Raw genomic sequence first — 25051 nt, 5'->3', positions numbered from 1 at the left:
TTCGCGCTTCGATGACCTGAAGCAACTCACTGCCGAAAACTGCGTAACTCTTTGTTTACCAAGGAGTTTTCCGTTTCGACTGCGCCGGAAGTGGGGCGAATTATAGACATCCTGAATCTGCCGTCAAGCACTGATTTTGCTTTTCCTTCAATAACTTATGAAAAGGGCCAAAAACGTGTAGTGCGCACTATATAGAGAGAGACCCAATCACTCCCTCTATATAGAAGGAATGCTCAGAGCACCCCAGCTTGTTTGAAATTCGCTACCGCATCTGCATCCAGCCCCAACACACGCTGCAGAACCTCCAGCGTGTGTTCACCCAATAGTGGAGGCGCATTACGGTACTCCACAGGCGTCTCCGAAAGCCGAATAGGGCTCGCCACCTGCGGCACCATCCCTGCCAAGACGTGAGGCAACTCAATCGCCAAACCACGAGCCTTGACCTGAGGATCGGCAAACATCTGCGCCAGATCATTGATCGGCCCACAGGGCACACCCGCTTGCTCCAGCTGCAATACCCACTCCGCAGTAGTCTTGAACACCGTTGCCTGACGGATGAGCGGGATCAACTCCAGACGATTCGCCACCCGCAGCTTGTTGGTCGCAAACCGCGGATCATCAGCCCACTGCGGTTGACCAGCCACTTCAGCGAACTTGCGAAACTGCCCGTCATTTCCCACCGTGAGGATGAAATCCCCATCTGCCGTAGGAAAGTCCTGATAGGGGACGATGTTCGGATGCGCATTGCCCAGCCGCTTGGGCGCATTTCCGGTAGTGAGATAGTTCATCGCCTGGTTGGCCAGACATGCCACCTGGACATCCAGCAGCGCCATATCAATATGCTGCCCCCCGCCGTCATGATCTCGATGCGCAAGCGCCGCGAGAACCGCCACAGTCGAATAGAGCCCGGTCAAAATATCGGTCAGCGCCACGCCAACCTTCACCGGGCCAGCGCCCTCATCCCCCTCAGGTCGACCGGTCAGACTCATCAGACCGCCCAACCCCTGGATCATGAAGTCATACCCTGCGCGTTTGGCGTAAGGCCCCGTCTGACCAAACCCGGTGATCGAGCAATAGATCAGATCAGGGTTGATCGCCCTGAGCGACTCATAGTCCAATCCATACGCCGCCAATCCCCCGACTTTGAAATTCTCGATCAGGATGTCCGACTTGGCCGCCAGATCACGCACCAGTTGCTGCCCCTCCGGCCGAGTGAAATCGATGGTCACCGATTGCTTGTTCCGGTTGGCCGACAGGTAATACGCTGCCTCGCTGGTGTTCTCACCATAGGCGTCTTTCAGGAACGGAGGTCCCCAGGCGCGCGTGTCATCGCCATTGCCCGGACGCTCGACCTTGATCACTTCAGCGCCAAGGTCCGCCAGAATCTGCCCGGCCCACGGCCCAGCCAACACTCGCGACAAATCCAGTACCCGTAGATGCGAAAGCGCGCCCATGGTCGTTCTCCTATTAATAGAACGCCTGGAGGCCGGTCTGCGCGCGACCAAGGATCAGCGCGTGGACGTCGTGAGTACCTTCATAGGTATTCACCACTTCCAGATTGACCAGGTGACGAGCAACCCCAAACTCATCGGAAATGCCGTTACCGCCCAACATGTCACGGGCCATACGGGCGATGTCCAATGACTTGCCGCAAGAGTTACGCTTCATCATCGACGTGATCTCAACCGCCGCAGTCCCCTCATCCTTCATACGACCCAGACGCAGGCAACCTTGCAGCGCCAGAGTGATTTCGGTCTGCATGTCGGCCAGCTTCTTCTGGATCAACTGAGTAGCCGCCAAAGGACGCCCGAACTGCTGACGATCCAGCGTGTATTGGCGAGCGGTGTGCCAGCAGAACTCGGCCGCACCCAGCGCGCCCCAGGAAATCCCGTAACGTGCCGAGTTGAGGCAAGTAAAAGGACCCTTCAGGCCACGGACATCCGGGAAGATGTTCTCTTCTGGAACAAACACGTTGTCCATGACGATCTCGCCGGTGATCGACGCGCGCAGGCCAACCTTGCCGTGAATCGCTGGAGCGCTAAGGCCTTTCCAGCCTTTCTCCAGAACGAAGCCACGGATGTCGCCTGCATCGTCCTTGCCCCAGACTACGAACACATCAGCAATCGGGCTGTTGGTGATCCACATTTTGTTGCCAGTCAGGCTATAGCCGCCTTCTACCTTACGTGCGCGAGTAATCATCGCGCCTGGATCGGAGCCGTGGTTCGGCTCGGTCAGGCCGAAGCAACCAATCCACTCACCCGTAGCCAGTTTCGGCAGGTACTTCTGTTTCTGGGCTTCAGTACCGAATTCATTGATGGGCACCATCACCAGCGAAGACTGCACGCTCATCATCGAACGGTAGCCAGAGTCGACCCGCTCAACTTCACGAGCGATGAGGCCGTAGCTGACGTAATTCAGACCACTGCCACCATACTGCTCAGGGATCGTGGCACCCAATAGACCCACTTCGCCCATCTCGCGGAAGATCATCGGATCGGTCTTCTCATGGCGGAAAGCTTCCAGGACTCGCGGTGCGAGCTTCTGCTGAGCGAACTGCTCGGCAGTGTCGCGAATCATGCGTTCTTCTTCAGTGAGTTGTTGATCCAGCAGCAGGGGATCAATCCAGTTGAAGCTAGCTTTACCGGCCATGAGCGTGTCCTCTCGAATCGGGTCAAATAACGTGAGCTGATCCTAGGCCCGCTTCGGCTTCTCGGCAAACGAGGATTTCGCATACTGTTGTGCTAGTTTCTCACTCCGTAACGTCGCGAAAGAGCCTTTATGCGATGTATTAGTGAGGTTGAAGTACATGCGCCGTAAAATCCCTAGCACAACCGCCCTGGTCAGCTTTGAAGCTGCAGCGCGCCACGAAAGCTTTACCAAAGCCGCACAAGAGTTATCGCTTACTCAAGGAGCCATTTGCCGACAGATCGCCAGCCTGGAGGAGTTCCTTAGCGTCGAATTATTCCGACGCTCACGGCGCGGAGTGAAACTGACAGAAGCCGGACTCTCCTACAGTCGAAGGGTCGCTACCCAACTCGATGCAGTTGAGCGAGACACCCTGTCAGTGATGGGCCAACAAGGCGCTAACGTGATCGAACTGGCCGTTGTGCCGACGTTCGGCACCCAATGGTTGCTGCCTCGACTCAAAGACTTCCAACAACAACACCCCGAGGTGACGGTAAATCTTACAAACCGCACAAGGCCCTTCTTGTTCGCCGATACGGACTTCGATGCCGCGATTTACTTCGGCGACGCCGATTGGTCAGGTACAGAATCCCACAGGCTAATGGGCGAAAATCCGATGCCAGTCTGCAGCCCTGGCCTGCTGCAGAAAAAGACCCTGCTGACACCCGGTGAAATTGCCGAGTTACCGCTGCTTCAGCAAACCACACGACCTTATGCCTGGCGTCAGTGGTTCAGCTCACAGAACCTTAATATCCCCAGGGACATGACAGGACCTCGCTACGAGCTATTCTCCATGCTTGCCCAGGCGGCGATGCATGACATGGGTATCGCGCTGATCCCGCCATTCCTGATTCAGCGCGAACTGGCAGAGAAACGACTGGTTATTGCGAACCCTCAGGCCTTATCGAGTATCAAGGCGTATTACCTGATGATTCCTGAGCGAAAGGTCGAATCCGCGTCTTTAAGGGCTTTTCGCGACTGGCTAGTTAATCAAGCACACGGCTACAGCCTAGAAGGATAAAGGCTTCACACGCTTAATTGACTTCGTAGTCAGAAAAAATGAAACCCTACAGATGTATCTATCTGTCGCATATTCGTAAACTGTATCTGGAAGCAGTACAGATGTCCCACAAGCAGCTACCACCGTGGTGTTCAGCCTGTTTTCAAGCGCAATGGCGCCTCATTCACATGGCCGATGTGGAATTTATTGAATTTCATTAAAAACCTCACCAAACCCACGGTATGCAAGGGATTCCCTCGGATGGTTGCGACATTCGGTCACGGGGTGACTTGTAGTTAATTTTCCGTCACGGATCATATTCTCTTGAAGGGCACAAAGTTCACCTGCAAAATGCCGCGCCCCGCCCTGATTTGGCGGGATCGTGCTGATCGGCCGCCCCAGCCGCACCATCCGAAGTGCCTGGGTTTACTCAATAAGATCACGCAGGAGATTTGACGTGCACATTGGTGTTCCTCTCGAAACCCAGACGGGTGAAACACGGGTTGCTGCTACCCCGGAAACCATCAAGAAGCTGATCGGCCAAGGTCATAAGGTCACTGTACAAAGCGGCGCCGGCATCCAGGCCAGCGTTGTCGACAGTGCCTATGAGGCGGCTGGCGCAACTATTGGCAGCGCCAACGATGCTTTTGGTGCCGAGCTGATTCTCAAGGTGGTCGCTCCTAGCGACAGCGAACTCGCTCTGATCAAGAGCGGCACCGTTGTGGTGGGCATGCTTAACCCGTTCAGCAATGAAACCATTGCGAAGCTGGCCGAGTGCGGCATTACCGCATTTGCACTGGAAGCCGCGCCACGCACCTCCCGCGCTCAGAGCCTGGATGTGCTGTCCTCCCAAGCGAACATCGCCGGCTATAAAGCCGTGTTGCTGGCCGCTCACCACTATCCACGTTTCATGCCTATGTTGATGACCGCTGCGGGCACCGTGAAAGCCGCGCGCGTACTGATCCTTGGCGCCGGCGTGGCAGGGTTGCAGGCGATCGCTACGGCGAAACGTCTTGGGGCGGTGATCGAAGCGTCTGATGTGCGTCCTGCGGTAAAAGAGCAGATCGAATCCCTCGGCGCCAAGTTCGTCGACGTGCCTTACGAGACCGATGAAGAGCGCGAATGCGCTGTCGGTGTCGGCGGTTATGCCCGACCCATGCCAGCCAGCTGGATGCAACGCCAAGCCCTGGCCGTTCACGAACGAGCCAAACAGGCTGACATTGTCATCACCACCGCCCTGATCCCGGGCCGCAAGGCGCCGACGCTGCTGAGCGCGGAAACCGTAGCGCAGATGAAACCCGGCTCCGTGGTCATCGACCTCGCCGCAGCCCAGGGCGGTAACTGCCCGCTGACCGTCGCTGACCAGGTCGTCGTCGAAAATGGCGTGACCATTTGCGGCCCGACCAACCTGGCCGGCGCCGTGGCTGCAGATGCTTCGGCGCTATACGCACGCAACCTGCTGGACTTCCTGAAGCTGGTCTTCAACAAAGAAGGCCAGTTCGAGATCAACCTCGAAGACGACATCGTCGCCGCGTGCCTCATGTGCCGCGACGGCCAAGTCATCCGCAAAAACGCCTAAGCAGGGATTCAGACGATGGAAGAGCTTATCTCCCCCGGTATCTACAACCTGATCATCTTCGTGCTGGCGATTTATGTCGGTTATCACGTGGTCTGGAACGTTACACCTGCATTGCACACACCTTTGATGGCAGTGACGAACGCTATCTCGGCGATCGTGATCGTCGGCGCCATGCTCGCCGCTGCGCTGACCGTGACACCTCTGGGCAAGACCATGGGCACCCTTGCGGTTGCTCTGGCGGCAGTGAACGTGTTCGGTGGTTTCCTGGTCACTCGCAGAATGCTTGAGATGTTCAAGAAAAAAGCCCCGAAAGTAAAAGAAGAGGCGCCTAAGTAATGAGCATGAACCTTGTAACGACGCTCTACCTTATCGCGTCGATCTGCTTCATCCAGGCTCTCAAAGGCCTGTCGCACCCGACCACGTCGCGGCGCGGCAACCTGTACGGCATGCTCGGCATGGCGCTGGCGATCCTCACGACTGTGGGCCTCATCTATAAGCTGGGCGCCGAACTGGCCACCGCCGGCATCGGCTACGTCATCGTTGGTTTGTTGGTCGGCGGCACTGCTGGCTCGATAATGGCCAAGCGTGTTGAAATGACCAAGATGCCGGAACTGGTCGCGTTCATGCACAGCATGATCGGTATGGCCGCCGTGTTTATCGCCATCGCGGCCGTGGTCGAACCGCAGTCGCTGGGCATCGTCAAGCAATTGGGCGATGCAATCCCTGCCGGTAACCGTCTTGAGCTGTTCCTGGGTGCTGCCATCGGTGCAATCACCTTCTCCGGCTCGGTCATCGCATTCGGCAAGCTGTCAGGCAAGTACAAGTTCCGTTTGTTCCAAGGCGCACCGGTACAGTTTGGCGGACAGCACAAACTGAATCTGGTGTTGGGTTTGGCGACGCTCGCTCTGGGCATCACCTTTATGCTGACCGGCAACCTGGGTGCCTTCGCACTGATGCTGGCCCTGGCGTTCGTACTGGGCGTGCTGATCATTATCCCGATTGGCGGCGCAGACATGCCAGTAGTGGTGTCGATGCTCAACAGCTACTCCGGTTGGGCAGCAGCAGGTATTGGCTTCTCGCTGAACAACTCGATGCTGATCATCGCCGGCTCACTGGTGGGTTCGTCCGGCGCGATCCTCTCGTACATCATGTGCAAGGCGATGAACCGGTCGTTCTTCAACGTATTGTTGGGTGGTTTCGGTAACACGGCGGAAGCAGGGCCTGCAGGCGCTAAAGAAGCCCGCCCGGTGAAATCCGGCTCGGCTGACGATGCAACTTTCCTGCTGACCAACGCCGACACCGTGATCATCGTTCCGGGTTACGGCCTGGCCGTGGCACGGGCGCAGCATGCGCTGAAGGAACTGACCGAGAAGCTGACCCACCGTGGTGTGACCGTGAAGTACGCGATCCACCCGGTTGCCGGCCGGATGCCTGGCCATATGAACGTATTGCTCGCCGAGGCGGAAGTGCCTTACGACCAGGTGTTCGAGATGGAAGACATCAACTCCGAGTTCGGCCAGGCCGACGTGGTACTGGTGTTGGGCGCGAACGACGTGGTCAACCCGGCCGCGAAGAACGACCCGAAATCGCCGATTGCCGGCATGCCGATTCTCGAGGCTTTCAAGGCCAAGACCATCATCGTCAACAAGCGTTCGATGGCTAGCGGCTATGCCGGTCTGGACAACGAACTGTTCTACCTCGACAAAACCATGATGGTGTTCGGCGACGCCAAGAAAGTCATCGAAGACATGGTTAAAGCCGTCGAGTAAAACCTGCTCCAGCGCAATACCCCAAACCTCAGCCTTTAGTAGGCTGGGGTTTTTTATTGCCCGTCAAAACCCGACCAAAGGCTCTAAATCAGGGCTCTGCATTCGACCATGGTAGCGGGACGAATTTTTTCGAAATCACTAGACTGCACACCTTGCTTCCGTTGCCCGAGATAACAATCCATGTACCGTGATCGTATTCGCTTGCCTTCGTTGTTGGATAAGGTGATGAGCGCCGCTGAGGCTGCCGCTCTGATTGAGGACGGCATGACCGTCGGCATGAGCGGCTTCACCCGCGCCGGCGAAGCCAAAGCCGTGCCCCACGCGCTGGCAGAACGCGCCAAAATCACCCCGCTGAAAATCACCTTGATGACCGGCGCCAGCCTGGGCAACGACCTTGATAAACAGCTCACCGAAGCCGGCGTACTGTCGCGGCGCATGCCCTTTCAGGTCGATAGCACGCTGCGCAAGGCAATTAATGCCGGCGAGGTGATGTTCATTGACCAACACCTTTCGGAAACCGTGGAGCAACTGCGTAACCAGCAACTGAAATTGCCGGACATCGCAGTGATCGAGGCTGTGGCGATTACCGAGCAAGGCCACATCGTGCCAACCACCTCGGTGGGCAACTCGGCCAGTTTTGCCATTTTTGCAAAGCAGGTCATTGTCGAAATCAACATGGCGCACAACCCTAACCTTGAGGGTTTACACGACATCTACATCCCGACGTACCGGCCGACACGCACGCCAATTCCGCTTGTGAAAGTCGATGATCGCATTGGCAGCACGGCCATCACGATCCCGCCTGAAAAAATCGTCGCGATCGTGATCACCAATCAATCCGACTCGCCGTCTACCGTCCTGCCGCCGGACGTTGATACCCAGGCCATTGCCGATCACCTGATCGACTTTTTCAAAGCAGAAGTGGCCGCCGGACGCATGACGAACAAGCTCGGCCCGTTGCAGGCTGGCATCGGCACCATTGCCAACTCGGTGATGTGCGGCCTGATCGATTCGCCGTTCGAAGACCTGACGATGTACTCCGAAGTGCTGCAAGACTCGACCTTCGACCTGATCGATGCCGGCAAGCTGAGCTTTGCTTCAGGTAGTTCGATCACCTTGTCGGCGCGTCGTAACAGCGATGTATTCGGCAACCTCGAGCACTACAAAGACAAGCTGGTCTTGCGCCCGCAGGAAATCTCCAACCACCCTGAAGTCGTGCGACGCCTCGGAATCATCGGCGTCAACACGGCGCTGGAATTCGACTTGTATGGCAACGTCAATTCCACACACGTCTGCGGCACGCGGATGATGAACGGCATTGGTGGCTCGGGCGACTTTGCGCGTAACGCGCATCTGGCGATTTTCGTGACCAAGTCGATTGCCAAGGGGGGTGCAATCTCCAGCGTGGTGCCAATGGTCAGCCATGTGGACCATACCGAGCACGACGTTGACATCCTTGTCACCGAGATCGGCCTGGCAGACCTGCGCGGCCTGGCACCGCGGGAACGAGCGCGCGTCATCATCGACAACTGCGTGCACCCGGACTATCGCCAGGCGCTGGATGACTACTTCACCGCGGCCTGTGCGCTCGGCGGACACACCCCGCATATCCTGCGTGAAGCCCTCAGCTGGCACATGAACCTGGAAGAAACCGGAAGAATGCTGGCGGTGTGATTGGTACAGATTGCGGCTGGCGCAAACACAGTTTCGCCAGCTCGCGATCTAAAATCACAAAACTAGAAAAAACTGTACTGCTGTACTGGTGTTTTTCAACCCTCATCCCCCTCTAAAACTCTCTAAAACACTTAAAGTGCACTATTTTGATGCGCATAGGTACAGTTGCATCAATTTAGACCAGTACACCCTCCATTAACAGTTAACTGGTACCTCACAATACAAGTGAACTGTATCTAGAGAGACTAGCCAAACAAGAGGATCATTGGCATCAGTTAAACCACTACCTAATCCCGCCACAAGCGGAAGGATGTCAACCATGGAACGTACACTCAGTTCCGAACTGTTCTTCGAAGATACCGCTGCAAAAACCCAGGCTTCGATGCCTCTTCGCGTTATCGCCAACCTGATGTTGTGGCAGCGCCGCATCTCCAGCCGCCACCAATTGGCTCGTCTGGATTCGCGTCTGCTGGCTGACGCCGGGATTAGCGAAGCACAACGCTACGAAGAGCTGAGCAAGCCGTTCTGGCGCTAAGTAGCGTCGCTGGCTCTGACCTGTAGGGTCCACCGCCAGCAACCCGAATTGAACAAACAAGACCCGTCGTGGGAAATCACGACGGGTTTTGTCGTTTCAGGGCTGCTAAAAGAGATACCAGTACAGTTTTAACGTTCCATATTTTAATAGGTACAATTTTTACATTGACCGAAGTCTGAGATCTCTTGATCCGTTCTAAACCTCGATTCACAGCTTTCTACAGCGCTTTCACGTCGTTTACTTGGTAATTTGCTGTTCGAATCCATCCGCCGAGGCCTAATATCCTATGGAACGTGGCGAATGAAGCAAAACTGACGTCCGATCCAACAAGCCACCTCTTATATCGGTTCATTTGAAGGAGTTACACCATGTCCCGTCTTCGTCTGCTCAGCGCTGCAGCCCTGCTCGCCGTGGCTGCCAATTCCCACGCCACCAGTTTCATCGTGACCACCGATGCCGTCGTTGGCGCACTGAAATCCAGTTCCGATGCGACTTCCGATGTCACCTCATCCTTTCGCGACGACAAGATCGTACGTGCTGCCCGTGATGACGCCGCCAGCTTTGTCGCCAGCGAAGGCTCCATTCGTGGTGTGAAACTGGAAAGTGCTCTGGATCACATTCGCCATCAGGCACCGCAACTGAACGCAACCGATGCACAGCTGGCCCAGGCCATCCTGACGATCTGAAAACAGCGTTGATTGGGACACGCAGGTCGTGTCCCAATGATTCAACACTGGCTCTAGAACAGGCATTGCGCTAGCCTTCGGACTCGCTTTCAACTATCGAGTCTCATGCGTTTTCCTCTAAAACTGTTGGTCACACCCCTCTTCCTTTCGGTTTGCTGGTCTTGCCCGGCCGTTGCTTTCGACGCCTTTAACCTATCTACCCAAGGCATCGTGGCCACCGGCTATGCCACAAGCATGGTGACCTCCGCCCCCTTCGACCGTAAGCTACTGCTCGCTGCGCACGATGATGCTGCTGCGTTCATCGCCAGTGACGGTGCATGGCGAGGCGCGCAGCTTGAATCAGCGCTGGTTTATTTGCGTCAAAGCCGGCCAAAACTTCATGCAAGCGACCTTGAACTGGCGCAAGCAATTCTCGTCCAATAGTTATCTTTGTTATTCCGGAGTCGTTCCATGCGTAACCCGCTGATTGCCGCCACCCTTGGCCTGTTGTTGTTGGCCGATGTGGCCCAGGCGCAAACCCTGGTTGCCACCAGTAACATCATCATCCGTGCCAGCCAGCGCACGCTTGATTTCACTTCCGATACCACCACCTCCATTCGCGATTCGAAAATCGTCCGCGAAGCTCATGATGATGCGGCCAGTTTCGTCGCGAGTAATGGAGACATTCGTGGTGCTCACCTGGAAGCGGCCTTCAATACCTTGCGCACCCGAGTGCCGGAAGCTCGCGACGCCAGTGATCAGGTGCTCGCTGAAGCCATCCTCGCACTGTGAGGTCCCTAGGCGCCTGGCTGCTGGCCGGGGTTGTGTTGCTGCTCGGCAACACGGCCCAGGCCGATCTGCAATTACGACTCAAGACCGAGGGTCTTAGCCCGGCGCAACAGCAGGCCAGTCAGGCATTGCTCGATGAAGCCATGCAGGCATTACCGCCGCGCTTCATTGAACAACTGGATCGACGCATTGACGTTGGCTGGACCGATGATATGCCGAGCAACGCCTACGGACAGGCGTCTCTGGTGTCCGAACTCGACCTGAATAGAAACCTGCTCGCCAGCCTCACCGATGGCAGCGCCGCGAGCAAAAAAACCTATCGCCCCCACGGCACCGTGCGCCGGGAAATGCTCGCCACGGTGCTGCACGAACTCACCCACATTTACGACCGTGCACGCCTGTGGCCAGACGCTGAACGCAAGATGATCCAGCGTTGCACGCAGCGCAACAGCAGCTCCGGACTGGTCGGCCTGCCGGATGAGTGCCGTGGCCAGACGGATCGTCGCTTCACCATCAGCGACGACCCGCGCCTGCTCGACCTTGCAGGCTGGCAGCAATATGTGGGTCGCCGCGGTGAACGCGAGCAGCACAATCGGCAGATCGCCCGCAGCCCGGACATCTACGAAACGAGCAGTCCCAAAGAGTTCGTCGCGGTCAACATGGAGTATTTTCTCCTGGACCCGAGTTACGCCTGCCGTCGCCCCGCGCTGTATCGCTACTACAAAGAACACTTCGGCTGGGCACCGGCGGCAAAAGATACGTGCGCCAAGTCCTTCGCCTTCCTCAACGCTGGCAACGATTTCGCCAAGCAACCCTTGGGGCAAGTTGATCCAGAGCGTGTATACGCCGTCGACTACCTGCTGGCTGAAGCCAACCAGAATTGGGTCAGTCGCTGGGGTCACAGCATGTTGCGACTGGTGATCTGTGCCCCCGGGCGCCCCCGTGGTCCCGATTGCCGGCTCGACCTGGACCAGCATCTGGTGCTGTCCTACCGCGCCTTTGTGGGCGACGTACAGCTCTCGAGCTGGGATGGCCTGGTAGGAAAATATCCGTCGCGCCTGTTTGTCTTGCCGCTGGCTCAGGTCATCGATGAATACACCAAGACCGAACTGCGCAGCCTGGCTTCGGTACCGCTGAACCTGTCTCGCACAGAGATCGAGGAAGTGGTGGAGCATGCCGCCGAGATGCACTGGAGTTATGACGGCAATTACTTCTTCCTGTCCAACAACTGCGCTGTGGAAGGCCTGAAGTTATTGCGCAGTGGCACCAACAACAAACAGCTCGTCGGCCTGGACAGCATCATGCCCAATGGCTTGCTGGAGGTCATGAAAGGCCGTGGGCTGGCGGACACCAGCGTCCTGGACGACCCCCGCGAAGCCCTTCGCCTGGGCTATCGCTTCGATTCTTTCCGCGATCGCTATCAAGCCATGTTCGAGGTGTTGAAAAAGCACTTGCCGATCAAGCAGGAGAAAGTCGAAGACTGGCTGGCACTCAAGGCCGATGAACGCCGGCAATGGATCGACCAGGCAGACCTGCGCACCAGTGCTGCATTGCTCTTACTGGAGCAGGCAGCGTTCCGACAGCAATTGGTGCTGGCTCAGGACGAGGTCAAGCAACGCTACCTCGGCGCGCGGGAAATGAAGAATGGCGGCATGGACAAAGCCAACGCTACTCTCCAACAGATTCTCGCCAACAGTGGCTTCCTCAGCCGTCCGGCCGAATTGCTCGGAACGGGTGGCTATGGATTGCCCCAGCCGAGTGAATGGCAGCGTCTGGAATCGGAAAGCAGCCTGCGGCAAAAGCAGCTTCAAGTACTGACCGGAGACCTCGACAAAGAAGTGAGAGCGCTGCTTGAACCAAGCCGTGCCGCCGAGATGGCTGCCAATGAAGCCAACCTGAAGCGAATCGGCGAACATCTACGCAAGCTGCACAAGGCAGCGGGTGGCCTGGAACTGCCTTAACGTTCGACAAATGGAAGACACCTGTAGCGAGGGCGCTTGTCGAATCGTCGAATCGTCCCGCCCGGCGGCGAAACCGTCGCCTTGCAGCCCCCGGTACCCTCAGACGTTTCGGCATTTTCATCAATTGATCCTCACTGCACTTACAGCAAGAAGGGCTTCAGAACGTAGTCCTGAAGCCCTTTTTGCTGATGAGTGTGTGCCGCGAGGCTAATTCCTCTGTATCAGGAACTCTACCTTCAGCTGACGCGAGCCTTGCGCACGCCTTCCGATAACGCCGCACAAAGACTCAATACACCATCAATCGCCTGGTCTGGCGTCGTTGCATTGGCAATGTGATCGATCAGCGCCGAACCCACCACCACACCGTCTGCCAGACGGGCGATAGACGCCGCTTGCTCGGGTGTACGGATACCAAAACCGATGCTGATGGGCAGATCGGTATGGCGACGCAGGCGAGCGACCGCCTCCTCAACGTGCTCCAGCGTAGCGGCGCCAGCACCGGTCACACCGGCAACAGACACATAGTAAACAAAGCCGGAACTGCCATTCAGAACAGTCGGCAGACGCACATCATCAGTGGTCGGAGTGGTCAGACGGATGAAGTCCAGACCCGCGGCCTGGGCCGGATCGCATAGTTCGCCGTTATGCTCTGGCGGCAGGTCCACAACGATCAAACCATCAACGCCGGCCTCTTTCGCGTCAGCAATGAAACGCGACACCCCGTACATGTGAATCGGATTGAAGTAACCCATCAGCACCAACGGCGTCTCGATGTTGCCCTCACGAAACTCGCGAACCATTTGAAGGGTTTTCACGAGGTTCTGCTTGGCACCCAGCGCACGGATGTTGGCGAGCTGGATGGCCGGACCATCGGCCATCGGATCGGTAAAAGGCATGCCCAACTCAATCACATCGGCACCAGCACCCGGCAGGCCCTTGAGGATCGCCAGTGAAGTGTCATAGCTCGGGTCACCTGCGGTCACGAAGGTCACCAAGGCGGCACGATTTTGTTCCTTGAGTTCGGCAAAACGCGTTTGCAGGCGGCTCATCAGTGTTTCTCCTGCTGGGACGGCTTTTGTTGGGATTGCTCCATGTGGTGCATCACGGTCTGCATGTCCTTGTCACCGCGACCGGACAGGTTGACCACCATCAGGTGATCTTTCGGCAAGCTCGGTGCACGCTTGAACACTTCGGCCAGGGCATGTGCACTTTCCAGCGCTGGAATAATGCCTTCCAGGCGGCAGCATTTGTGGAAGGCGTCGAGGGCTTCGTGGTCAGTCACCGAGGTGTACTGAACGCGACCGATGTCGTGCAACCAGGCGTGTTCAGGCCCGATGCCCGGGTAATCGAGGCCGGCGGAAATCGAGTGAGCATCGATGATCTGTCCATCGTCGTCCTGCAACAGGAACGTCCGATTCCCGTGCAACACACCCGGTACGCCACCGTTCAGGCTGGCGGCGTGCTTGCCGGTTTCGATACCGTGGCCGGCTGCTTCAACACCGATGATTTCGACACTTTTATCATCGAGGAACGGGTGAAACAGGCCCATCGCGTTGGAGCCACCGCCGATGCAGGCGACCAGGCTATCCGGCAGACGACCTTCCTGGGCTTGCAATTGGTCACGGGTTTCCTTGCCGATGACGGCCTGGAAATCACGAACCATCGCGGGATAAGGGTGTGGACCGGCAACTGTACCGATCAGGTAGAACGTGCTGTCGACGTTGGTTACCCAGTCGCGCAACGCTTCGTTCATGGCATCTTTCAACGTGCCGGTGCCGGCGACGACAGGGATTACTTCAGCGCCCAGCAACTTCATGCGGAATACGTTGGCCTGCTGACGCTCGATGTCAGTAGTGCCCATATAGATCACGCAATCCAGACCGAAACGCGCTGCCACCGTGGCGGTCGCCACGCCGTGCATGCCGGCACCGGTCTCGGCGATGATGCGCTTCTTGCCCATGCGTCGAGCCAGCAGGATCTGGCCGATGCAGTTGTTAATCTTGTGCGCGCCGGTGTGGTTCAGCTCTTCGCGCTTCAAATAAATCTTCGCACCGCCGCAATACTCGGTCAGACGCTCTGCGTAATAGAGCGGGCTTGGACGTCCGACGTAATCTCGCTGGAAGTAGGCCAATTCCTCTTTGAATGCCGGATCTTCCTTGGCCACTTCGTATTCACGGGCCAGGTCGAGGATCAACGGCATCAGGGTTTCAGCCACGTAGCGGCCGCCGAAGGCGCCAAACAGGCCGCTCGCATCAGGGCCGTTTCGCAGATTGGTCTGGGTCATGGGTCGCTCCAGTTGAATTCGTGTGATGACAATGAGGCTTACTCTACCCCTGACGCTCTATGCTGAAAACCGATAAGATCGCCACAACCTGTCAGGAAAACTCACAGATAAAATGAGCCATGACCTCCCCCCGCTGAACGCACTTCGCGCCTTTGAGGCCACTGCCCGCTTGAACAGCGTCAGCCAGGCTGCGGAACAGCTGCACGTTACTCACGGTGCAGTCAGCCGCCAGCTCAAAGTACTCGAAGAACATTTGGGCGTCAGCCTGTTCATCAAGGAAGGCCGCGGCCTGAAACTCACAGATGCCGGCGTTCGTCTACGCGATGCCAGCGGTGAGGCCTTCGAGCGCCTGCGCACCGTCTGCGCGGAACTGACGCAAAGCCATGCAGATGCACCTTTCGTTCTGGGTTGCTCGGGAAGCCTGCTGGCGCGTTGGTTCATTCCACGGCTGGGACGGCTGAATGCCGATCTGCCTGATCTGCGTCTGCACTTGTCCGCAGGCGAAGGTGATCTCGATCCACGTCGCCCGGGACTGGATGCGTTGCTGGTATTCGCCGAACCACCCTGGCCCGCCGACATGCAGGTCTACGCCCTGGCCAGCGAACGAATCGGGCCGGTGATCAGCCCACGCTTCATCGGTTATGAAAGGTTGCAGCACGCACCCGCCAGCGCCCTGCTCAACGAACCTTTGCTGCACACCACCTCCAGACCGCAAGCGTGGCCGAGCTGGGCACACCAAAGTGACCTCGATGCCAAGTCATTGAAGTACGGGCAGGGTTTCGAGCATTTGTATTATTTGCTGGAGGCGGCGGTTGCCGGACTGGGGGTGGCGATTGCGCCCGAACCGTTGGTGGCAGAGGATTTGAAGGCCGGTCGCCTGGTTGCGCCTTGGGGTTTCAAAGAAACCTCGGCGCAACTGGCGTTGTGGCTACCCAAGCGCGCCGCGGACGGGCGCGCAGGGCAATTGGCGCAGTGGCTCAAGAACGAGCTGCGCCAGGCGGATTAGTCACCGCGTTTGCACAGCAGGTAGGCGGCCAGCAGGCCCAGTGCACCCACGGCAACACCGGCTGTAGTCCAAGGGTGTTCCTGGGCGTAGTCCCGCGTAGCAATCCCGGTTTCGCGGGTTTTCACTTTGACTTCTTCATAGGCATCGCTGAGCAAGTGACGCGAATGTTTCAGCGCGTTTTCAGCGTTGCTTTTCAAGACTTTGAGGGTTTTGCGCGACTCGTCCGAGGCGTCGTCCTTCAGGCTTTCCAAAGACTTCAGCAGACTCTCGATCTCGGCTTCCATGCTTTGCAATGAGGCTTTACGTAAAGAGGTGTTGGCCATGGTGGCTCTCCTGCATTGGTGATGAGTGGCGTGTGTTGGTTGGGACTGCACCGGTTCGAGAAAGTGCAGTAAATCTGAACTTCCTTGTCGGTTTAGTCGACAGAAGTAAGAGCAAAAATCACTGCTAGTCTGTATTTCATACCCCAAGGAGAACGCTATGACTGACCACCACACCTACAAGAAAATCGAGCTGGTTGGCTCGTCCGCCAGCAGTATTGAAGACGCCATCAACAACGCGCTCGCCGAAGCCAGCAAGTCCATCAAGCATCTGGAATGGTTCGAAGTGACCGAAACCCGCGGCCACATCAAGGACGGCAAGGCCGCGCATTTTCAGGTAACACTCAAAGTCGGTTTCCGGATTGCCAGCAGCTGAGTTTGAGCTAGTCTTCTGAACTTGCGCGCTGGCCGCATGCCATAGGGAATGGCAAAGCGCTACATGAGTGCATCCGGCGAAAGCTGGATGCCCCTATTGATCCGACCAGGGAGTGCGACCGATGAAGAAGTTTATTTTAGCGGTGGGTTTATTGAGCCTTGCCGGCGCGGCGTTTGCTGATGGCAAGTCTTGTGAGGAATTGAAAGCCGAAATCGCTGCGAAGCTCGATGCCAAGGGCGTTTCCGGTTATTCACTTGAGATCGTTGATAAAGGCGCTGCCGCTGACGGAAAAATCGTCGGCACCTGTGAAAAGGGCAGCAAGGAAATTGTCTACAAACGATAAATCCCCCACAAATAAAAAAGCCGACGCAATGACGTCGGCTTTTTTATCAGCGTTTTCCAGGCTTCAGCCTTTCATGACCTGCGCCAGCAGCTCATACGAGCGCACACGATCGGCGTGTTCATACAGGTCGCAGGTGAAAATCAACTCGTCCGCCTGGGTCTGCTCAACGAGCACTTCCAGCTTGGCGCGGATTTTCTGCGGGCTGCCCACCATTGCCAGACCAAGGAAGTCGCCGACCGCTTCTTTTTCATGAGGCAACCACAGGCCGTCCATGGTTTTGACCGGCGGACGTTGCACCAGGCTCTGGCCACGCATCAACGCAAGAATCCGCTGATAAACCGACGTTGCCAGATAATCGGCTTGCTCATCGGTGTCGGCGGCCACCAACGGCACGCCCAGCATGACGTAAGGCTTATCCAGCACAGCTGAAGGCTTGAAGTGATTGCGGTAGACACGAATCGCCTCATGCATGAAGCGCGGTGCGAAATGCGAGGCGAACGCGTAAGGCAATCCACGCTCACCGGCCAATTGCGCACTGAACAGGCTCGACCCCAACAACCAGACGGGAACATTGGTGCCCGTGCCAGGCATTGCGATGATCCGTTGATCCGGCGTACGCGGGCCGAGGTAGCGCATCAGTTCCGCCACATCTTCCGGGAACTCATCCGCACTGCCCGAACGCTCACGACGCAGGGCGCGGGCAGTCATCTGGTCAGAACCGGGCGCACGTCCCAAGCCCAGGTCGATACGACCCGGATACAGGCTTTCGAGCGTCCCGAATTGCTCGGCAATCACCAACGGCGCGTGGTTAGGCAGCATCACGCCGCCGGAGCCAACGCGAATAGTCGACGTGCCGCCGGCCAAATAGCCCAGCAATACCGACGTCGCCGAGCTGGCGATACCGTCCATATTGTGGTGTTCAGCCACCCAGAAGCGGTTGTAGCCGAACTTCTCGACGTGTTGCGCCAGGTCCAGAGAATTGCGCAGCGACTGTGCCGCACTGCCATTTTCCCGAACAGGTACCAGGTCCAGGGTCGAAAATTTGATGTCGGACAGTCGTTTCATAAACCTGCTTCTCCAAATGGGGTGCAGGTTTGTTCTCGTGAACGAAAACCTGCCGAATCTATAAGCGTGTTTCATGCAATGAGGGCATATACCCGAGTTTCAATAGCCACGAGGAAATTTCCTACGAAAATAGTAGGAGATATCAGATCTGGTGAACTTCTCGCCCCGGTCTATCCTCAGAACCCTAGCAACCGAAAACCACGAAGGCGCGACGTTTCGCGCCGGATCTTGAGGAGGCAGACATGGCTATCACTAAGAAAGCATCGGCGCATTGGGAAGGTGACCTGAAAACCGGCATCGGCTCTATTTCCACCGAGACCGGTGTGCTCAGAGAAGCGCCTTATGGCTTCAAAGCGCGTTTCGAAGGCGGTAAAGGGACGAATCCGGAAGAACTGATCGGCGCCGCTCATGCGGGCTGTTTCTCCATGGCATTTTCGATGATCCTCGGCGATGCGGGCCTGAAGGCTGACAGCATCGATACCAATGCCGAAGTCACGCTGGATCAGGTTGAAGGCGGTTTCGCGATTACAGCGGTGAAATTGATCCTCAAAGCGAAAATCCCTGGTGCGACCCAGGCGCAGTTCGAGGAGCTGAGTAACAAGGCCAAAGAAGGTTGCCCGGTTTCCAAGGTATTGAATGCGAAGATCAGCCTGGACGCCACGCTGGTCAGCTAAGTCGAGTTGTCGCAAAAAGATCGCCGCCTGCGTTGGCTCCCGCACGAAACACTGTTTCATGTAGAAGCTTCCGCTGGCGGCGATATTTTTTGCCTTGAAACAAAACTCGGCTTGTAAAAATGTGGTCGAATAAATGACAGCAGCTTTAGCGCATGACGTGCGCGTTGCCTGAAAAGGAGCTTCAACCATGAAACGTTTTGCTTTGGCGGTTATCTGCGGTGCACTGGCCACTTCGGCCTTGGCAGCACCCAAGGACTGCGAAGAACTCAAAAAAGAAATTGAGATCAAGATCCAGGCGAATGCCGTGCCCTCCTACACCCTGGAAATCGTGTCGAAAGAAGAAGCTGACAAGCATGATGTAGCCATGGTTGTGGGTACTTGCGACAACGGTACCAAAGCGATCATTTATCAGAAAAACAGCAATTGATCCTGCTTACATCACGCAGTTGACTTGCCGATCTTCGGCAACGATCTCACGCTTGGCGTTGTAGAGCCTCGCGCTGGGGGTGAAGGCCAGATTTCGGGCTTCGAGCAAATAGCGCTGGCCCGCCTCGAAATGGTCGTAGTTGATGGTCAGATAGCACAACCGCTCGACCGGTCCGGTCATCAAGCTTCCGCCCCCGCCAAACACCTCGAAATCGAAACGCACTAACAGCTCGTGGCTGCCGGGAGCGACCTGAAAGTAACGCCCGTCCCGCAGTCGCTGGTTGTCCAGGCGTTCGGCCATGAGCAACTTGCCACCAGGGCTGGGGGTTGCGAAGTCGACCCAGGCCATCTGCGGATTGACGGCCGGCATGGGGCTCTGGCAGCCGGCAACCAGGCTTGCAGCAAGCAACAGCATCATCCTGTGCATGATGAATGTCCCAAGAATTAGACATTCAGCATAGCGCCGATCAGGTGCGCTGACAGCCCGCGGGTTTACCCTGACCAATCACTTTTCGCTGTTGATCATAGAGCTTCGCCCATGGTCGGAAGCCGATATTCCCTGCTTGCAGCTGATATTTCTCACCGGCGTTGAAGTCGTTGAATTTCACGTTCATCTGACAGTCACGCCATAAAGGTTCCGCGTCCGGGCCGATGTTGGTGGGTTGAACCGGGAATTGGTAACGCACCGTCAGCTCGTGACTGCCCGGCTGCACCTCGAAATAACGCTTGTCAGAAGATGCCTTGTCATCGACTTCCAGCGCTTGGAGCGCGGTGTCTTCTTGCTGTGGGTCGAGGTCGATCCAGGCTTGCGAAGGATCTTGTTGAGGTATTCCGAAACCAGCACAGCCTGTCAGCATCAACAGGCCTCCCGTCAGCATCAATTTGCGCATAGCGGAGCTCCAGTGAGGCGGGATAGTCTTGCGGGCAGACTTTCCAGGGATGATTTTATTTTGATCAGGCCGTCTTTGAGCCTTGGGTTACTTGATCGCGTTTTGCGCGTTTTGTTTCCGGGCGTGCTGCTTTTGTTGCTCAGCGGTTGCACCAGCGTCAGCTACTACAGCCAATTGGCCAGTGGTCAGCTCCAACTGCTGCGGGCACGTGAGCCGGTCCAAGAGGTCATTTCCGATCCTCGAAGGGACCCGAATTTGCGTGCTCGCCTGGTTCAATCGCAAGCCGCCCGAACATTTGCCAGCCAGCAACTGCACCTTCCCGATAACAAGAGCTACCGTCTGTACGCCGATATTGGTCGGCCGTTCGTAGTCTGGAACGTCTTCGCCACCCCCGAATTCTCCCTGTCGCCGCAAAACCATTGTTTCCCCATCGCCGGCTGCGTGGCCTATCGCGGTTATTACAGTCAGGGCGCTGCGCGTGGCGAGGCCGCGTTACAACGCCTGCAAGGTATGGACGTGTCGATCGGCGGCGTCGAGGCTTATTCGACGCTTGGCTGGTTCAACGATCCGATAATCAGTTCGATGATGAACTGGGGCGACGAGCGGCTGGCAACACTGATCTTCCACGAGCTCGCGCATCAACGCTTTTATGTGAAGGACGACACCGAGTTCAACGAGTCTTTCGCCACCTTCGTGGAACAGGAAGGCACCCGTCAATGGCGTGCAACCCGAGGCTTGGCGCCGGACAACACGGCAGCGATTCAAAGGCGGGATCAGTTCATTCAACTGGTTCTGAATACCCGCACGAGGCTTGAGCAGCTATACGCCCTGCCGCTCTCTGCAGACCAGATGCGACAGCGCAAAGCGGCCGAATTCGAACGGTTGCGCAGTGATTACCGGAAAATGCGTGACGACCAATGGGCCGGGGACAAACGCTACGACGCCTGGATCAACGCGCCGATGAACAACGCCCGGTTGTTGCCATTCGGGTTGTATGACCAATGGGTCCCGGCTTTTGCGGCGCTGTATAAACAGATGAACGGGGATTGGACGAAGTTCTACGCGGCAGTGGAAAAGCTTGGCGCGCTGCCGGCTGACGAACGCAAAGCGGCGCTGAAGGCGTTGGCAGAATCATAAAAGTGTATCGCCAGAACAAACGGCATCGCGGGCAAGCCTTGCTCCCATAGGCGGCGGATCAATTTGTATTGCGTCGAAACCTGTGGGAGCAAGGCATTGCCCGCGATGGCGTACTGATCAGCCCCGCAAAAACGCCTGATGCAACTCATCCAGCGTTTCGAAGTGATAAGCCGGCGCTTCGGCGCTCAACTCTTCCCGGCTCCCAAAACCGTACCCCACCGCCGCGGCATCGAGGCCATTACTGCGAGCGCCGATCAGGTCGTGCTTGCGGTCTCCGATCATCAGCGTGGTGGCCGGATCCAGACACTCTTCGGCCATCAGGTGAGCAATCAGCTCGACCTTGTTGGTCCGGGTGCCGTCCAGTTCGCTGCCGTAGATCACCTTGAAGTGTTTGGAGAAATCAAAGTGCCGGGCGATTTCCCGGGCAAAAACCCAAGGCTTCGAGGTCGCGATGTACAGCTGTCGTCCTTGCCCGCCGAGGGTTTCCAACAACGGCGTGACGCCATCGAACACGCGGTTCTCATAGAGGCCGGTGACCTTGAAACGTTCGCGATAGAAATTCACTGCTTCCCAGGCTTTAGGCTCGTCGAACGCATAAAACTGCATGAACGCCTGCAACAGCGGTGGACCGATGAAATGTTCGAGTTTGGTCAGGTCAGGCTCATCGATGCCCAGCTTGCTCAGGGCGAACTGGATCGAGCGGGTTATACCTTCCCGCGGGTCGGTCAGGGTGCCATCGAGGTCGAACAGAACGGTTTGGTAATGCATGAAAAATCCTGGGCAATTGCGAAAGGCTTTGTGAAAGGGTGTTTCAGAGCTGGTCGTAGCCTTCCGCCAGGTGCAAATCCTTGAGCTTCACGTAATTCGCCGCACTGTAGGTGAAAAAGGCGCGTTCTTTGTCAGTCAGCGGGCGAACCTGTTTCACCGGGCTGCCCACATAAAGAAAGCCACTGGCCAGCCGTTTGCCCGGTGGCACCAGGCTACCGGCTCCGATGATGACGTCGTCCTCAACCACCGCGCCGTCCATGACAATGCTTCCCATGCCAATCAAAACCCGGCTGCCCACACTGCAACCGTGCAGCATGACTTTGTGCGCGATGGTCACATCGTCGCCAATCAGCAGTGGAAAACCGTCCGGGTTGAACGGGCCAGCATGGGTGATGTGCAGGACACAGCCATCCTGAACGCTGGTGCGCTGGCCGATACGGATGCGGTGCATATCACCGCGAATCACCGTCAACGGCCAAACAGAGCTGTCTTCGCCGATTTCAACGTCGCCAATGACCACTGCCGAGCTGTCGACAAAAGCGCCGTTACCCAGCACTGGCATGTGATTCTGATACTTGCGAAGGGTCACGATAGGCTCTCTCTCTTTTGCTGATAGCTGCGGTCGGCGTCGATTGTAATTAAGATGGGGGCATGTTTCTTCCAGCCAAGGTGTCAACCGTGAGCGTGAACAACCCTCTTTTGCAGTCCTACGACCTGCCGCCGTTCTCCGCGATCCGTGCCGAACACGTGCAACCGGCCATTGAACAGATCCTGGCTGACAACCGTGCCGCCATTATCGAGATACTCAAAACCCAAGGCAAACAACCGACCTGGGCTGGCCTGGTGCTGGCGATGGACGAGTTGAATGATCGCCTGGGCGCAGCCTGGAGCCCGGTCAGCCACCTGAATGCGGTGTGCAACAGTGCCGAACTGCGCGAAGCCTATGAGTCCTGCCTGCCTGCCTTGAGCGCCTACTCTACGGAAATGGGCCAGAATCGCGAGTTGTTCCAGGCCTTCGAAGCGTTGGCCAACAGCCCGGAAGCGGCCGGCTTCGACGTTGCGCAAAAAACCATTCTTGAACACTCGCTGCGTGACTTCCGTCTGTCGGGTATAGATTTGCCTGAGGCCGAGCAAAAGCGCTACGCCGACGTGCAAAGCAAATTGTCGGAGCTGGGCAGCCGCTTCTCCAACCAACTGCTCGACGCGACTCAAGCCTGGACCAAACACGTCACTGACGAAGCCACCCTCGCCGGCCTGACCGATTCAGCTAAGGCGCAAATGGCAGCCGCCGCTCACGCCAAAGAACTGGACGGCTGGTTGATCACTCTGGAATTCCCAAGCTACTTCGCCGTGATGACCTATGCGCACGACCGAGCTTTGCGCGAGGAAGTCTACGCCGCCTACTGCACCCGTGCGTCGGACCAAGGCCCAAATGCCGGCCAGAACGACAACGGCCCGGTCATGGAAGAAATTCTCGACCTGCGTCAGGAGTTGGCAAAGCTTCTGGGATTCGCCAGCTTCTCGGAGCTGAGCCTGGCCACCAAAATGGCCGAGTCCAGCGATCAGGTCATCAGCTTCCTGCGCGACCTGGCCAAGCGCAGCAAACCCTTCGCCACTCAGGATCTGGAGCAGCTCAAAGCGTACGCCGCCGAGCAAGGCTGCCCGGACCTGCAAAGCTGGGACAGCGGGTTCTTCGGTGAAAAACTGCGTGAACAACGGTACAGCGTTGCTCAGGAAGCATTGCGTGCTTACTTCCCGATCGACAAAGTGCTCGGTGGCTTGTTTGCCATCGTCCAGCGCCTGTACGGCATCGAGATCGCCGAGCAGAAAGGTTTCGACACCTGGCACCCGGATGTCCGCCTGTTCGAAATCAAGGAAAACGGTCAGCACGTCGGCCGCTTCTTCTTCGACCTTTACGCTCGCGCCAACAAACGTGGTGGCGCCTGGATGGATGGCGCTCGCGACCGCCGCCGCACGGCTGAAGGCGTATTGCAAAGCCCGGTGGCCAATCTGGTGTGCAACTTCACCCCGGCGGACAGTGGCAAACCTGCCCTGCTGACCCATGATGAAGTGACCACGCTGTTCCATGAATTCGGCCACGGCTTGCACCACCTGCTCACCCGCGTCGAACACGCTGGCGTATCCGGCATCAACGGCGTCGCGTGGGACGCGGTCGAGCTGCCAAGCCAGTTCATGGAAAACTGGTGCTGGGAGCCTGAAGGTCTGGCGCTGATCTCCGGTCACTACGAAACTGGAGAACCGCTGCCTCAGGACCTCCTGGAAAAAATGCTCGCTGCCAAAAACTTCCAGTCCGGCCTGATGATGGTTCGCCAACTGGAGTTCTCGCTGTTCGACTTCGAACTGCACGCCACCCACGGTGACGGCCGCAGCGTGCTGCAGGTGCTCGAGGGCGTACGCGATGAGGTGTCGGTCATGCGCCCTCCGGCCTACAACCGTTTCCCCAACAGCTTTGCGCACATCTTTGCCGGCGGTTACGCAGCAGGTTATTACAGCTACAAGTGGGCGGAAGTGTTGTCAGCCGATGCCTTTTCGAAATTCGAAGAAGACGGCGTGCTCAATGAAGCAACCGGTCGCGCGTTCCGTGAAGCGATCCTGGCGCGGGGTGGTTCTCAGGAACCGATGGTACTGTTCGTCGACTTCCGTGGCCGTGCGCCATCGATTGACGCACTCTTGCGCCACAGCGGCCTGAGTGAGGACGCCGCAGCATGAGTGAGGGTCCTGTGATCACCAAAAGACGCTTTATCGCCGGGGCGGTTTGCCCGGCCTGCAGCGAGCCGGACAAGCTGATGATGTGGAGCGAAGACGATGTTCCGCATCGTGAGTGCGTGGCCTGTGGCTACGCCGACACCCTGAATGAACAAGGCCTGTCTGTACCCAAGGAATTGGGTACGCGGGTGAATACCTCTGCATTGAAAGCGCCGGATGCCAAGGTTCAGGCGGTGCAGTTTTTCCCGAACCCGAAGCTGAAAAAAAAGACTGACGAATAACACTGAAACGCCACCACCTCCCCCACGTCTGATCGGCGTAGGAGGTGGTAACTATCTAATCCCTGCTCCGCGCGCTTCCTTTTTAAGCTGCTTGAAC

At 57.2% G+C, this 25051-nt stretch carries 28 protein-coding genes; 18 read left to right on the top strand and 10 right to left on the bottom strand.

Features of this window, described 5'->3' with window-relative positions; genetic code table 11:
* Nucleotides 1-233: 233 nt before the first annotated feature.
* A complete protein-coding gene (locus tag GBC55_RS19275) occupies nucleotides 234-1454 on the bottom strand; it encodes a CaiB/BaiF CoA-transferase family protein (RefSeq protein WP_162438939.1) in 1221 nt (406 codons plus the stop codon).
* A gap of 13 nt (nucleotides 1455-1467) precedes the next feature.
* The gene (locus GBC55_RS19270; protein ID WP_162438938.1) at nucleotides 1468-2649 is read right to left on the bottom strand and encodes an acyl-CoA dehydrogenase; all 1182 of its coding nucleotides are present in this window, start codon (nucleotides 2647-2649) and stop codon (nucleotides 1468-1470) included.
* A 157-nt stretch (nucleotides 2650-2806) separates the two neighbouring features.
* On the opposite strand from GBC55_RS19270, the gene GBC55_RS19265 reads away from it, so the two are divergent.
* From GBC55_RS19265 to GBC55_RS19220, 10 genes are all read left to right on the top strand, one after another.
* The gene (locus tag GBC55_RS19265) at nucleotides 2807-3706 is read left to right on the top strand and encodes a LysR family transcriptional regulator (protein ID WP_162438937.1); all 900 of its coding nucleotides are present in this window, start codon (nucleotides 2807-2809) and stop codon (nucleotides 3704-3706) included.
* A 436-nt stretch (nucleotides 3707-4142) separates the two neighbouring features.
* The gene (locus GBC55_RS19260) at nucleotides 4143-5264 is read left to right on the top strand and encodes a Re/Si-specific NAD(P)(+) transhydrogenase subunit alpha (protein WP_162438936.1); all 1122 of its coding nucleotides are present in this window, start codon (nucleotides 4143-4145) and stop codon (nucleotides 5262-5264) included.
* 15 nt (nucleotides 5265-5279) lie between these two features.
* Nucleotides 5280-5600 carry an NAD(P) transhydrogenase subunit alpha gene (locus GBC55_RS19255; RefSeq protein WP_003187417.1) on the top strand — a complete coding sequence of 107 codons (321 nt, stop codon included), beginning with the start codon at nucleotides 5280-5282 and terminating at the stop codon, nucleotides 5598-5600.
* Complete coding sequence (locus GBC55_RS19250) at nucleotides 5600-7033, top strand: NAD(P)(+) transhydrogenase (Re/Si-specific) subunit beta (RefSeq protein ID WP_162438935.1); 1434 nt, start codon at nucleotides 5600-5602, stop codon at nucleotides 7031-7033. The genes GBC55_RS19255 and GBC55_RS19250 overlap by 1 nt, the downstream gene beginning before the upstream one ends.
* A gap of 180 nt (nucleotides 7034-7213) precedes the next feature.
* Nucleotides 7214-8707, top strand: coding sequence for an acetyl-CoA hydrolase/transferase family protein (locus GBC55_RS19245; RefSeq protein ID WP_162438934.1), 1494 nt, complete (start codon nucleotides 7214-7216; stop codon nucleotides 8705-8707).
* Between the two features lie 319 nt (nucleotides 8708-9026).
* Nucleotides 9027-9242 (top strand): DUF1127 domain-containing protein, encoded by a 216-nt coding sequence (locus GBC55_RS19240; protein ID WP_007902752.1) that lies wholly within the window; start codon nucleotides 9027-9029, stop codon nucleotides 9240-9242.
* A 368-nt stretch (nucleotides 9243-9610) separates the two neighbouring features.
* Nucleotides 9611-9928: a DUF2388 domain-containing protein gene (locus GBC55_RS19235; RefSeq protein ID WP_162438933.1), complete on the top strand. Its 318-nt coding sequence runs from the start codon at nucleotides 9611-9613 to the stop codon at nucleotides 9926-9928.
* A 105-nt stretch (nucleotides 9929-10033) separates the two neighbouring features.
* On the top strand, nucleotides 10034-10351 hold the full coding sequence (locus GBC55_RS19230) for a DUF2388 domain-containing protein (protein WP_162438932.1): 318 nt from the start codon (nucleotides 10034-10036) through the stop codon (nucleotides 10349-10351).
* Between the two features lie 27 nt (nucleotides 10352-10378).
* Complete coding sequence (locus tag GBC55_RS19225) at nucleotides 10379-10699, top strand: DUF2388 domain-containing protein (RefSeq protein ID WP_162438931.1); 321 nt, start codon at nucleotides 10379-10381, stop codon at nucleotides 10697-10699.
* The gene (locus GBC55_RS19220) at nucleotides 10696-12657 is read left to right on the top strand and encodes a DUF4105 domain-containing protein (protein ID WP_162438930.1); all 1962 of its coding nucleotides are present in this window, start codon (nucleotides 10696-10698) and stop codon (nucleotides 12655-12657) included. Before GBC55_RS19225 ends, GBC55_RS19220 begins: the two co-directional genes overlap by 4 nt.
* 236 nt (nucleotides 12658-12893) lie before the next feature.
* Here the strand turns inward: GBC55_RS19220 and trpA are convergent, their stop codons facing one another.
* Together trpA and trpB are read right to left on the bottom strand one after the other, a co-directional pair.
* Entirely contained in the window at nucleotides 12894-13706 is an 813-nt protein-coding gene (gene trpA, locus GBC55_RS19215; protein ID WP_162438929.1) for a tryptophan synthase subunit alpha, read from the bottom strand.
* Nucleotides 13706-14941, bottom strand: a complete 1236-nt coding sequence (trpB, locus tag GBC55_RS19210; RefSeq protein ID WP_162438928.1) for a tryptophan synthase subunit beta — start codon at nucleotides 14939-14941, stop codon at nucleotides 13706-13708. The genes trpA and trpB overlap by 1 nt, the downstream gene beginning before the upstream one ends.
* Before the next feature lie 112 nt (nucleotides 14942-15053).
* On the opposite strand from trpB, the gene GBC55_RS19205 reads away from it, so the two are divergent.
* Nucleotides 15054-15947, top strand: a complete 894-nt coding sequence (locus GBC55_RS19205; protein WP_162438927.1) for a LysR family transcriptional regulator — start codon at nucleotides 15054-15056, stop codon at nucleotides 15945-15947.
* Here GBC55_RS19205 and GBC55_RS19200 read toward each other — a convergent pair.
* Nucleotides 15944-16270 (bottom strand): DUF883 family protein, encoded by a 327-nt coding sequence (locus GBC55_RS19200; protein ID WP_162438926.1) that lies wholly within the window; start codon nucleotides 16268-16270, stop codon nucleotides 15944-15946. The genes GBC55_RS19205 and GBC55_RS19200 overlap by 4 nt on opposite strands.
* 157 nt (nucleotides 16271-16427) lie before the next feature.
* On the opposite strand from GBC55_RS19200, the gene GBC55_RS19195 reads away from it, so the two are divergent.
* Together GBC55_RS19195 and GBC55_RS19190 are read left to right on the top strand one after the other, a co-directional pair.
* Nucleotides 16428-16643, top strand: a complete 216-nt coding sequence (locus tag GBC55_RS19195; RefSeq protein ID WP_162438925.1) for a dodecin — start codon at nucleotides 16428-16430, stop codon at nucleotides 16641-16643.
* A gap of 121 nt (nucleotides 16644-16764) precedes the next feature.
* Entirely contained in the window at nucleotides 16765-16986 is a 222-nt protein-coding gene (locus tag GBC55_RS19190) for a DUF1161 domain-containing protein (protein ID WP_162438924.1), read from the top strand.
* A gap of 63 nt (nucleotides 16987-17049) precedes the next feature.
* On the opposite strand, the gene GBC55_RS19185 is transcribed toward GBC55_RS19190, so the two are convergent.
* Nucleotides 17050-18051: an LLM class flavin-dependent oxidoreductase gene (locus GBC55_RS19185; RefSeq protein ID WP_162438923.1), complete on the bottom strand. Its 1002-nt coding sequence runs from the start codon at nucleotides 18049-18051 to the stop codon at nucleotides 17050-17052.
* Nucleotides 18052-18293: 242 nt separating this feature from the next.
* On the opposite strand from GBC55_RS19185, the gene GBC55_RS19180 reads away from it, so the two are divergent.
* Together GBC55_RS19180 and GBC55_RS19175 are read left to right on the top strand one after the other, a co-directional pair.
* A complete protein-coding gene (locus GBC55_RS19180) occupies nucleotides 18294-18725 on the top strand; it encodes an OsmC family protein (RefSeq protein WP_064675278.1) in 432 nt (143 codons plus the stop codon).
* 187 nt (nucleotides 18726-18912) lie between these two features.
* A complete protein-coding gene (locus GBC55_RS19175; protein ID WP_162438922.1) occupies nucleotides 18913-19152 on the top strand; it encodes a DUF1161 domain-containing protein in 240 nt (79 codons plus the stop codon).
* Nucleotides 19153-19158: 6 nt separating this feature from the next.
* On the opposite strand, the gene GBC55_RS19170 is transcribed toward GBC55_RS19175, so the two are convergent.
* Nucleotides 19159-19578, bottom strand: coding sequence for a hypothetical protein (locus tag GBC55_RS19170; RefSeq protein ID WP_162438921.1), 420 nt, complete (start codon nucleotides 19576-19578; stop codon nucleotides 19159-19161).
* Nucleotides 19579-19618: 40 nt separating this feature from the next.
* Nucleotides 19619-20041 carry a hypothetical protein gene (locus GBC55_RS19165; protein WP_162438920.1) on the bottom strand — a complete coding sequence of 141 codons (423 nt, stop codon included), beginning with the start codon at nucleotides 20039-20041 and terminating at the stop codon, nucleotides 19619-19621.
* A 60-nt stretch (nucleotides 20042-20101) separates the two neighbouring features.
* Between GBC55_RS19165 and GBC55_RS19160 the strand changes: the two genes are divergently transcribed.
* Nucleotides 20102-21178, top strand: a complete 1077-nt coding sequence (locus tag GBC55_RS19160; RefSeq protein WP_162438919.1) for an aminopeptidase — start codon at nucleotides 20102-20104, stop codon at nucleotides 21176-21178.
* A 117-nt stretch (nucleotides 21179-21295) separates the two neighbouring features.
* Here the strand turns inward: GBC55_RS19160 and GBC55_RS19155 are convergent, their stop codons facing one another.
* Nucleotides 21296-21946, bottom strand: a complete 651-nt coding sequence (locus GBC55_RS19155) for an HAD family hydrolase (protein ID WP_162438918.1) — start codon at nucleotides 21944-21946, stop codon at nucleotides 21296-21298.
* Nucleotides 21947-21989: 43 nt separating this feature from the next.
* Nucleotides 21990-22535, bottom strand: coding sequence for a gamma carbonic anhydrase family protein (locus tag GBC55_RS19150; RefSeq protein ID WP_162438917.1), 546 nt, complete (start codon nucleotides 22533-22535; stop codon nucleotides 21990-21992).
* A gap of 89 nt (nucleotides 22536-22624) precedes the next feature.
* Here GBC55_RS19150 and prlC point away from each other — a divergent pair, with 89 nt between their 5' ends.
* Both prlC and GBC55_RS19140 read left to right on the top strand, forming a co-directional pair.
* On the top strand, nucleotides 22625-24676 hold the full coding sequence (gene prlC, locus GBC55_RS19145; RefSeq protein ID WP_162438916.1) for an oligopeptidase A: 2052 nt from the start codon (nucleotides 22625-22627) through the stop codon (nucleotides 24674-24676).
* Nucleotides 24673-24954 (top strand): YheV family putative zinc ribbon protein, encoded by a 282-nt coding sequence (locus GBC55_RS19140; protein WP_162438915.1) that lies wholly within the window; start codon nucleotides 24673-24675, stop codon nucleotides 24952-24954. Before prlC ends, GBC55_RS19140 begins: the two co-directional genes overlap by 4 nt.
* The last annotated feature ends 97 nt before the right edge of the window (nucleotides 24955-25051 follow it).

The sequence above is a fragment of the Pseudomonas sp. TNT3 genome (assembly GCF_010095445.2).
Taxonomy (GTDB): domain Bacteria; phylum Pseudomonadota; class Gammaproteobacteria; order Pseudomonadales; family Pseudomonadaceae; genus Aquipseudomonas.
Note: the sequence above shows the minus strand (reverse complement) of the source record. Positions and strands in the feature narration are given on the sequence as shown.

Coding starts and splice junctions, on each gene's coding strand:
- GBC55_RS19275 (WP_162438939.1), bottom strand. CDS start 1,454: ATGGGCGCGCTTTCGCATCTACGGGTACTGGATTTGTCGCGAGTGTTG.
- GBC55_RS19270 (WP_162438938.1), bottom strand. CDS start 2,649: ATGGCCGGTAAAGCTAGCTTCAACTGGATTGATCCCCTGCTGCTGGAT.
- GBC55_RS19265 (WP_162438937.1), top strand. CDS start 2,807: ATGCGCCGTAAAATCCCTAGCACAACCGCCCTGGTCAGCTTTGAAGCT.
- GBC55_RS19255 (WP_003187417.1), top strand. CDS start 5,280: ATGGAAGAGCTTATCTCCCCCGGTATCTACAACCTGATCATCTTCGTG.
- GBC55_RS19250 (WP_162438935.1), top strand. CDS start 5,600: ATGAGCATGAACCTTGTAACGACGCTCTACCTTATCGCGTCGATCTGC.
- GBC55_RS19245 (WP_162438934.1), top strand. CDS start 7,214: ATGTACCGTGATCGTATTCGCTTGCCTTCGTTGTTGGATAAGGTGATG.
- GBC55_RS19240 (WP_007902752.1), top strand. CDS start 9,027: ATGGAACGTACACTCAGTTCCGAACTGTTCTTCGAAGATACCGCTGCA.
- GBC55_RS19235 (WP_162438933.1), top strand. CDS start 9,611: ATGTCCCGTCTTCGTCTGCTCAGCGCTGCAGCCCTGCTCGCCGTGGCT.
- GBC55_RS19230 (WP_162438932.1), top strand. CDS start 10,034: ATGCGTTTTCCTCTAAAACTGTTGGTCACACCCCTCTTCCTTTCGGTT.
- GBC55_RS19225 (WP_162438931.1), top strand. CDS start 10,379: ATGCGTAACCCGCTGATTGCCGCCACCCTTGGCCTGTTGTTGTTGGCC.
- trpA (WP_162438929.1), bottom strand. CDS start 13,706: ATGAGCCGCCTGCAAACGCGTTTTGCCGAACTCAAGGAACAAAATCGT.
- trpB (WP_162438928.1), bottom strand. CDS start 14,941: ATGACCCAGACCAATCTGCGAAACGGCCCTGATGCGAGCGGCCTGTTT.
- GBC55_RS19205 (WP_162438927.1), top strand. CDS start 15,054: ATGAGCCATGACCTCCCCCCGCTGAACGCACTTCGCGCCTTTGAGGCC.
- GBC55_RS19200 (WP_162438926.1), bottom strand. CDS start 16,270: ATGGCCAACACCTCTTTACGTAAAGCCTCATTGCAAAGCATGGAAGCC.
- GBC55_RS19195 (WP_162438925.1), top strand. CDS start 16,428: ATGACTGACCACCACACCTACAAGAAAATCGAGCTGGTTGGCTCGTCC.
- GBC55_RS19190 (WP_162438924.1), top strand. CDS start 16,765: ATGAAGAAGTTTATTTTAGCGGTGGGTTTATTGAGCCTTGCCGGCGCG.
- GBC55_RS19185 (WP_162438923.1), bottom strand. CDS start 18,051: ATGAAACGACTGTCCGACATCAAATTTTCGACCCTGGACCTGGTACCT.
- GBC55_RS19180 (WP_064675278.1), top strand. CDS start 18,294: ATGGCTATCACTAAGAAAGCATCGGCGCATTGGGAAGGTGACCTGAAA.
- GBC55_RS19175 (WP_162438922.1), top strand. CDS start 18,913: ATGAAACGTTTTGCTTTGGCGGTTATCTGCGGTGCACTGGCCACTTCG.
- GBC55_RS19170 (WP_162438921.1), bottom strand. CDS start 19,578: ATGCACAGGATGATGCTGTTGCTTGCTGCAAGCCTGGTTGCCGGCTGC.
- GBC55_RS19165 (WP_162438920.1), bottom strand. CDS start 20,041: ATGCGCAAATTGATGCTGACGGGAGGCCTGTTGATGCTGACAGGCTGT.
- GBC55_RS19155 (WP_162438918.1), bottom strand. CDS start 21,946: ATGCATTACCAAACCGTTCTGTTCGACCTCGATGGCACCCTGACCGAC.
- GBC55_RS19140 (WP_162438915.1), top strand. CDS start 24,673: ATGAGTGAGGGTCCTGTGATCACCAAAAGACGCTTTATCGCCGGGGCG.